The following is an 8,000-nucleotide window of genomic DNA, read 5'->3' as shown; positions in this document are numbered from 1 at the left end:
CGAAAACATCAAAGTGGCCGAGGTAGCGCCTCATTAGAGCCCGTATATAAGCACGCAATCACATCATTTTAATGTAAAAAGGCTTGTGCAATAGGAGGAGTCCATATAAGCGATTTTATATCGCGTCATAGTGTTAATTTGATAAGTGTACGTAATTTGCGTACATTTAAGCGCATGCACAAGGCAAGCTAACCTTACTCACTTATGCTATGAATGATGCAAATAAGCCCGCCATTTCATCCGATGAAATAATCAATATTCGCGAAGCGTTTAATATGTCGCGCTGAGTATTTGCAAACTTATTACGTACCTCAGCAAGAATGTTTGAAAAATGGGAATAAGGGCGCATTGCTCCTAATGGGCAAGCAATTACTTTACTAAAACTGGTGCAGCGTTATCCAGAAACATTGAATCATATAGCTGAGTTGTAGAGTTAGTTTTCCTAGCCCCTATAATCTAGCACCTATGTTAGCTCTTTTATCGCATTACTTATGCCATCTAGACTCAGTGGGTACATGCGGTTATTCATTAGCTGCTTGATAAAATCAATTGATTGGTAGTAACGCCAGTGTTCAACCGGTTGTGGGTTGAGCCAGGCGACTTTATCAAAGTGATTGGTAATGCGGGTCAGCCATGCGCTGCCGGGCTCTTCGTTGTAGTGTTCAACAGAGCCGCCGGGGTAGGCGATTTCATACGGGCCCATAGTGGCGTCGCCAACAAAGATCACTTTATAGTCACTGGTGAACTTGTTGATCAGTGTCATGGTGTCGATGACGTTAGAGTGGCGGCGTTGATTATCTTGCCATACGTGTTCGTATAAACAGTTATGAAAGTAGTAAAACTCTAAATGCTTAAACTCGCTATGCGCGGCGCTAAATAATTCTTCACAGGTGTGGATGTAATCATCCATTGAGCCGCCAATATCAAACAGCATCAATACTTTTACCGCGTTGTGGCGCTCTGGTGCCATTTTTACATCCAGCATGCCGCCTTGCTTGGCGGTAGCGCGAATGGTCTCGTTTAAATCGAGGGTGTCACTGGCGCCAGTGCGAGCAAACTTGCGCAGTTTTTTAAGGGCGAGCTTAATAGTGCGTGAGCCAATTTCACGATCGGAATCTAGGTTACGGTATTCGCGTTTATCCCATACTTTTACTGCTTGGCGATTGCGGTTGCCGTCTTGACCAATGCGCACGCCCTCAGGGTTATAGCCATACGCGCCAAATGGCGATGTACCACCCGTGCCCACCCATTTATTGCCACCAGCGTGGCGTTTTTGTTGTTCTTCTAGGCGCTCTTTGAGGGTTTTCATTAGCTCATCAAGGCCGCCCATGGCTTTAAGCTGGGCTTTTTCTTCATCACTTAAGTGTTTTTCAAACTCTTTGCGCAGCCAATCTTCAGGTAAGTTGTGCTGCTGTTTTAAGCTTTCGAGTAAGTCGAGAGCGGCAATGCCGCTAAAGTAATCAGCAAACGCTTTATCAAACCTGTCAAAGTGGGTTTCGTCTTTAACCATTATGGTACGGGCTAAATAATAAAATCCGTCAATATCGGCAAATACCGCGCCTTTTTTTAGCGCGTTGATCAAATCAAGCAGCTCGCGCAAACTAACAGGTAAACGGTATTCACGCAGTTTGAAGAAAAACGCAACCAACATCTTAACGGCGACTCATAAAGGCAAGTTTTTCAATTAAGCTGATATCTTGCTCATTTTTAAGTAGTGCGCCAAACATTGGCATTAAACCGCCTTTTTGAGTTTTGTCATGCAGAGTTTTTGCATCGATGTCTTCAGCCATAAGCAGTTTTAACCAATCAAGTAACTCGCTGGTGGAAGGCTTTTTCTTAATGCCGTTGACTTCACGTAGATTAAAAAATACTTCTAGCGCTTGGCGAACTAAATCTTGTTTTACGTGTGGGTGGTGAACATCGATAATTTGCTGCATTTCATCACTAGATGGAAAATCAATGTAATGGAAAAAACAACGGCGTAAAAAGGCATCGGGCAATTCTTTTTCGTTGTTTGAGGTGATGATCACAATAGGGCGTTGTTTTGCGATTACACGCTCACCGGTTTCATAAACATGAAATTCCATTTTATCGAGTTCTAATAGTAAGTCGTTCGGGAATTCGATGTCGGCTTTGTCTATTTCATCAATTAATAATACCGGGCGTTTGTTATGTTCTTCACCATAGGTAAATGCCTGCCACAACTTGCCTTTAATAATATAGTTGCCAATGTCGTTTACCCGGGCATCACCTAATTGGCTGTCGCGTAGGCGTGATACTGCATCGTATTCATATAAGCCTTGCTGCGCTTTAGTGGTCGATTTGATATGCCATTGGATAAGTGTGGTGTCTAAGCTTTTAGCCAACTCCTCAGCCAGCATGGTTTTACCAGTGCCGGGCTCGCCTTTGATCAAAAGTGGCTTTTCCAGCAAAATAGCCGCATTAACCGCTTGTTTTAACGCTGAACTTGCGATGTAGTTATCAGTAGAATTAAATTGCACGTAAATACCTATCTGGTCTGAGCAGTAAACAATATGCCTATCATGCCATAGTTAATCGGCTTCACCAAGGTAGCTAAAGCGTGGAATAATTTTGCTGTCTTTTTCAATCGTTTCGCTAAACATACTAAGCGGTCTTGCCCAAATGCCAAACTCACCATACAAGGCTTGGTAAATAACTAATTGTTCGTCTGTTTCACTGTGAGTGGCGACGTACAGAACTTTGTACTTTGGGCCTTTGTAGTGTTGGTATATGCCTGATTTTAGGGTATGTGGTTTTATTGCTGTAGTCATGTTTTGATCTCTTGTATAATTTGTCTTTGCACTTTTAATGCTAACTAATTTGCCAATACTATGAACTATATTTCGTTAGATGATTACAAAAAAGCGTGGGTTTTTCGTCATAAAGATGCGCCAGTAACAGAACAAGACCTTGCCTTAATTAAACCTATGAGCCATGAGCGTGCCGCTGTTTTATGGAGCACCATGGTGAGCCGTGAACATGACCATCCTGATTTTTTTGAAAAAACAGACTGGTGTGGTAACGAAGACAATTTCTCGCAAACTATTCACTGGGAAGCTGCATGGGAAGCCGGCGCTGAGCAACTGCCAGCTGAGATCCTTGCGCACTTAGGTTGGCAAGCTAATACCACAGTGTATTTTTGTATCGCCCGCGATAATATTATCGAAACCAGCTTTGATGTGTTTAAACGCAATTGGCAAAATTTTATGTTTTTAGCTGATGGTAGTCTGTTATTAGGTAAGAAACGTGATGAAGTAGTGCAGTTTTTAGAAACTGGCGATGCTAAATTAGGTATAAAGTCACAAGTTAAGTAACCTGAGCTTTGCTTTTGTAAAGAGCAGAGCTTAAAAAGCAGTCAATACTGTGCTATAAAACAAGCAACTAGATGTTTTAGAGTATGATCGTTGGCTGCAAGCGACCCCTTTCAACAAGTCGATATTTGGCAATCAGATACACAACGTGTGCTATATGCACAGTTGTGCAATGCTTTTTATGCGCGGGAAATAGGTCAATTAGTTGTTGAAGTTAATGAACAGAGTTTACGCAAGCGATTAAAAAGTCTTCCTTATTATATAGAACGCGCAGCAACGGCCGTGGTAAATGGTCAAGTTCCTTTTCAGTTAGATCCGCACAATGGCTGTTGGCTTGATAAGCAAAAAGCTCAGCCTCCCAACGCAAAAAATAATGATGATTTTTATCAAACACATAAAAATGTAGGTTTAATTGTTCCGCTTTTACTCAATAGCGCAAATCAAACCCGTGTTGCAATAGACAGCATCGACCAAGTAAGCGACAATAAACTTCATTGTAATGAGCATGGTTGGTTTGACTGCCAAGGTCAGCCGCTTGAAGGGCAGTCGGTGGTGTTATTAAAGCCCACAAAGGCAACAATGGCCGCTGCTTGTTGTGGCCATCAGTGGTCTTTTGATAAACGCACGACACCGCGAACGTTATCACTGAGAGAAATGCTGCTAGCAGGCAATATCAATTGGCGTAATTTAAAACGTCCCCATGTTCGAGTTAAAAAAATATAATACCAGTAGCCTTAATCGCATTATAAATTTGTACTGGTAGAGTAAAATCAAGGAGTGTTTAATGCGACTGTTTCAATTCACGCTGCTGTGCTTAGCGTTATTTGTACAATATCGATTATGGTTTGGCCACAACGGTGTACAAGATTATAGTCGTTTAAAAGCTGCTGTTACTTCACATCACGATACTAATGCTCAATTGATCAAACGTAATAAAGTGCTTAAAGCCGATATTGAAGATTTAAAGCTTGGTCAAGAAGGTGTGGAAGAGCGCGCTCGAAATGAATTAGGGATGATCAAACCCGGCGAAACATTTATTCGTGTTTTACCTGGGCAGCAACAAAATGACAACTAATTATACCCTTGCAGCCATAGTCCCAGCCGCTGGCGTGGGAAGCCGTATGCAACATAGCGCACCGAAGCAATACATTCGCTTGGCTGGTAAAACAATTCTTGAACATACACTTGCTAAACTAGCGCAACTCAAACAATTAACGACTATTGTGGTGGCCGTCAGCGATGATGATCCTTATTTTGCTACACTGGAGTTTATTGATCAGCGCATTGTCCGTGCAAGTGGCGGCAAAGAGCGAGCCGACTCGGTACTTAATGGCTTATTAGCGCTTGCAGATAACCCGCCTGATTGGGTGTTAGTGCATGATGCGGCAAGGCCGCTGGTTACCTTGGCTGATATTGAGCGCTTACTTAGTGAGTGTATTAACGCTGACGAGGGCGGTATATTAGCAAGCAAAGTGAAAGATACCATTAAGCGCGGTGCAACTCATAGCCAACAAACAGTGCCACGGGATGACTTATGGCAGGCGTTGACCCCGCAATTATTTAAGTACCACGATTTAATGCAGGCATTGCAAACTGCGCTTGCTCAGCAGGTTACGATCACCGACGAAGCATCGGCAATAGAATGGGCGAATAAGCCCGTAAAGCTAGTGGCTGGGCGTAGCGATAATATTAAAATAACCACTCCAGAAGATTTAGATTTAGCCAACTTTTTACTCCAAAAACAACATAGTGAGAATGCATCATGATTCGTATAGGCCATGGCTTCGATGTCCATAAATTTGGTGGCGAAGGCCCGTTAACTATTTGTGGTGAAAAGATTGCTTACCCACAAGGCTTTTTAGCGCACTCTGATGGTGATGTTGCGATTCATGCACTATGCGATGCTATTTTAGGCTCATTAGCAATGGGCGATATTGGCAAGCACTTTCCTGATACCGCCAGTGAATATGAGAATATAGATAGCCGTATTTTATTACGCCATGTTGTTGATTTAGCTAAGCAGCAAGGCTATGTACTGGGTAATGCGGATGTAACGATAGTAGCGCAAGCGCCAAAAATGCTGCCGCATATTCAAGCCATGCGTAAAAATTTAGCCGCCGATTTAAATGCTGAACTGGGCCAGGTAAATGTCAAAGCAACAACCACTGAAAAGCTCGGTTTTGAAGGGCGAAAAGAAGGTATTTCAAGTCATGCAGTGGTTATCATGAGCAAGCAATCACTATGAGCGAGTTAAATTATTTATACGGTGCACCATTATCTAAAGCAGATTTTAAAACCACTGCTGAAGATTTTATGGTTGATGAGGATTTAGGCATAGAGTTTACAGGCAGTGGTGAACACGTCTGTTTACAGGTCGTTAAAAAAGGCGAAAATACCCAATACGTTGCTAAATTACTTGCCCAAAAAGCGGGGATTTCGCCACGTGATGTCAGCTTCGCTGGTATGAAAGATCGCCACGGAGTATGTAGTCAGTGGTTTAGTGTGCCAGTACCCATTAAAAAAGACATTGATTTTACTGAGCTAAACAGTGAATCACTGTTTATCATTGCTCAGCAACGGCATAATCGTAAGCTGCGGACTGGCTGCCACAAAGGTAATAAATTCAGCATTATTCTACGTAATGTAACTCAGCCGTTAGACATTCTTTGTCGTATCAACGCGGTACGCGCCGGGGTGCCTAACTATTTTGGCGAACAACGCTTTGGTCACGATGGTCATAATTTAGTGATGGCTAAAAAGATGTTTGCCGGTGAGCGCATTCGTGACAAAAAACTACGTGGTTTAATTATCTCTGCTGCACGTTCTTATGTGTTTAATCAAATAGTGAATTTGCGTGTTGCTGAGCACGGCTTAGCTAAAACCATGCACCGTGAAGTGTTTATGCTCAGTGGTAGCAATGCATTTTTTGAAGATGCCATTAGCGATGAAAATATCGCTCGTCTTGCCTCTGGCGATATTATGATGTCTGCGCCATTGGTCGGCACTAGCGAAAAAGGCCTCACCGAACAAGAAAAAATATGGCTAGAGCCGTATCAAGATTGGTGTGAAGGGCTTGGTAAGTTAGGGCTGAAAAATGAGCGCAGAATGTTGCGTTTGATCCCACAAGATTTAACCGTTGCAACGATTGATGAAACTACCATTAAATTGAGCTTTGGTTTACCCAAAGGCACCTTTGCCACGGCATTGTTACGTGAGCTGGTGGATTACACAGATGCAAGCCCACGAGTACATAAAGAACAGGACGCTGAAAATGAAAATTCTTCTAAGTAACGATGATGGTGTTAATGCAAAAGGTATTGCAGTGTTGTATCAGGCATTGACGCAAATTGCAGACGTAACGTTAGTTGCACCTGATCGCAATTGCAGTGGCGCAAGTAACTCACTGACGCTACTTAATCCACTGCGTGCTACCACGCTAGATAACGGGTTTATTTCGGTCAATGGTACGCCCACTGATTGTGTACATTTGGGCGTGAATGAATTACTTAATGAAAAGCCCGATCTAGTCGTTGCCGGTATTAACCACGGTGCAAATTTAGGTGACGATACTTTGTACTCAGGGACTGTTGCAGCAGCAACCGAAGGACGTCATTTAGGCTTGCCCGCAGTGGCGGTGTCTTTGTGCTCAAAAGAAGGCAATCATTTTGAAACGGCAGCAGCGGTGACTGTCAGCATAATTAAAGAGCTGGCGTCACATCCATTGCCAAAAGATCAAATCATCAATATTAATGTGCCAGATATTCCGTTATCTGAGCTAAAAGGCGTGCAAGTAACGCGTTTAGGTGCGCGTCATAAAGCAGAAACCATGACTAAACAACAAGATCCATGGGGACGAGACATTTATTGGTATGGGGTTTTAGGTGCCGAAAGTGATGCCGGAGAAGGTACAGACTTTTATGCTATCAATAATGGCTATGCATCGGTTACGCCACTAAGTGTTGATATGACAGCGAAAGATAGCTTGGCTGCAGTTGGTGAGTGGCTTAAAACGATGGAGATCAACGGTGCTGGCTAATTATACTCGAAGTGCCCGTGCGCTCGCTGACCTATTACAGCGTGAAGGTGTTGAAGATAAATTGGTACTCAGCGCTATTGCTGATATTCCACGTCATGTATTTGTTGATGATGTACTTAAGCATAAAGCGTATCAAAATACGGCGTTGCCAATAGGTCAAGGACAAACAATTTCACAGCCATATATTGTTGCCCGTATGACCGAGTTACTGCGTTTGGCTGGCGTGCGCGATAAAGTACTTGAGATAGGCACGGGTTCAGGCTATCAAACAGCGGTACTGGCGAAAACCTTTTCAAAAGTATTTTCGGTAGAGCGAATTAAAGCGTTACAATGGCAGGCTAAGCGCCGTTTACATAACCTAGACTTATACAACGTTTCCATGAAACATGGCGATGGTTGGCAAGGCTGGCAGTCACAAGCGCCGTTTGATGGCATCATTGTAACCGCCGCTGCATCGCAAGTCCCGCAGGCATTACTTGATCAACTCAGTGATGGTGGGGTGATGATTGCGCCAATCGGTAATGAAGATCAACAACTGGTTATGGTTGTGCGCGAAGGCGAAAAATTTACTCAACATGTTATTGCGCCAGTTAGATTTGTACCTTTAGTCCCTGGCGACATTGAATAGGAAG

General features: G+C 43.2%; 12 protein-coding genes. 8 read left to right on the top strand and 4 right to left on the bottom strand.

The annotated features are described in order from the left end of the window. Positions 1 to 202 precede the first annotated feature (202 nt). From H5180_RS10620 to H5180_RS10605, 4 genes are all read right to left on the bottom strand, one after another. Complete coding sequence (locus H5180_RS10620) at positions 203 to 349, bottom strand: hypothetical protein (RefSeq protein WP_182758194.1); 147 nt, start codon at positions 347 to 349, stop codon at positions 203 to 205. A 114-nt stretch (positions 350 to 463) separates the two neighbouring features. Then, positions 464 to 1,651: a VWA domain-containing protein gene (locus tag H5180_RS10615; RefSeq protein ID WP_182758192.1), complete on the bottom strand. Its 1,188-nt coding sequence runs from the start codon at positions 1,649 to 1,651 to the stop codon at positions 464 to 466. Between the two features lies 1 nt (position 1,652). Then, the gene (locus H5180_RS10610) at positions 1,653 to 2,501 is read right to left on the bottom strand and encodes a MoxR family ATPase (RefSeq protein ID WP_182731547.1); all 849 of its coding nucleotides are present in this window, start codon (positions 2,499 to 2,501) and stop codon (positions 1,653 to 1,655) included. Positions 2,502 to 2,552: 51 nt separating this feature from the next. Continuing rightward, complete coding sequence (locus tag H5180_RS10605) at positions 2,553 to 2,792, bottom strand: DUF1653 domain-containing protein (protein WP_182735494.1); 240 nt, start codon at positions 2,790 to 2,792, stop codon at positions 2,553 to 2,555. Positions 2,793 to 2,852: 60 nt separating this feature from the next. Between H5180_RS10605 and H5180_RS10600 the strand changes: the two genes are divergently transcribed. From H5180_RS10600 to H5180_RS10565, 8 genes are all read left to right on the top strand, one after another. After that, complete coding sequence (locus H5180_RS10600; protein ID WP_145235259.1) at positions 2,853 to 3,335, top strand: DUF2947 domain-containing protein; 483 nt, start codon at positions 2,853 to 2,855, stop codon at positions 3,333 to 3,335. Between the two features lie 90 nt (positions 3,336 to 3,425). Next, the gene (locus tag H5180_RS10595) at positions 3,426 to 4,055 is read left to right on the top strand and encodes a hypothetical protein (protein WP_182758191.1); all 630 of its coding nucleotides are present in this window, start codon (positions 3,426 to 3,428) and stop codon (positions 4,053 to 4,055) included. Positions 4,056 to 4,116: 61 nt separating this feature from the next. Continuing rightward, positions 4,117 to 4,407: a cell division protein FtsB gene (gene ftsB / locus H5180_RS10590; RefSeq protein WP_145235264.1), complete on the top strand. Its 291-nt coding sequence runs from the start codon at positions 4,117 to 4,119 to the stop codon at positions 4,405 to 4,407. Beyond that, positions 4,397 to 5,098 carry a 2-C-methyl-D-erythritol 4-phosphate cytidylyltransferase gene (gene ispD, locus H5180_RS10585; RefSeq protein WP_182731533.1) on the top strand — a complete coding sequence of 234 codons (702 nt, stop codon included), beginning with the start codon at positions 4,397 to 4,399 and terminating at the stop codon, positions 5,096 to 5,098. The genes ftsB and ispD overlap by 11 nt, the downstream gene beginning before the upstream one ends. Further along, a complete protein-coding gene (gene ispF, locus H5180_RS10580; protein WP_182735495.1) occupies positions 5,095 to 5,577 on the top strand; it encodes a 2-C-methyl-D-erythritol 2,4-cyclodiphosphate synthase in 483 nt (160 codons plus the stop codon). Before ispD ends, ispF begins: the two co-directional genes overlap by 4 nt. After that, positions 5,574 to 6,623, top strand: a complete 1,050-nt coding sequence (truD, locus tag H5180_RS10575) for a tRNA pseudouridine(13) synthase TruD (RefSeq protein WP_145235270.1) — start codon at positions 5,574 to 5,576, stop codon at positions 6,621 to 6,623. The genes ispF and truD overlap by 4 nt, the downstream gene beginning before the upstream one ends. Next, the gene (gene surE, locus H5180_RS10570) at positions 6,604 to 7,368 is read left to right on the top strand and encodes a 5'/3'-nucleotidase SurE (RefSeq protein ID WP_145235272.1); all 765 of its coding nucleotides are present in this window, start codon (positions 6,604 to 6,606) and stop codon (positions 7,366 to 7,368) included. Before truD ends, surE begins: the two co-directional genes overlap by 20 nt. Further along, positions 7,358 to 7,996 (top strand): protein-L-isoaspartate(D-aspartate) O-methyltransferase, encoded by a 639-nt coding sequence (locus H5180_RS10565; protein WP_145235274.1) that lies wholly within the window; start codon positions 7,358 to 7,360, stop codon positions 7,994 to 7,996. The genes surE and H5180_RS10565 overlap by 11 nt, the downstream gene beginning before the upstream one ends. Positions 7,997 to 8,000: the final 4 nt, after the last annotated feature.

The organism is Pseudoalteromonas sp. SR41-4 (assembly GCF_014163985.1).
GTDB lineage: Bacteria > Pseudomonadota > Gammaproteobacteria > Enterobacterales > Alteromonadaceae > Pseudoalteromonas > Pseudoalteromonas rhizosphaerae.
This window is presented reverse-complemented; position numbering and strand designations above follow the sequence as displayed.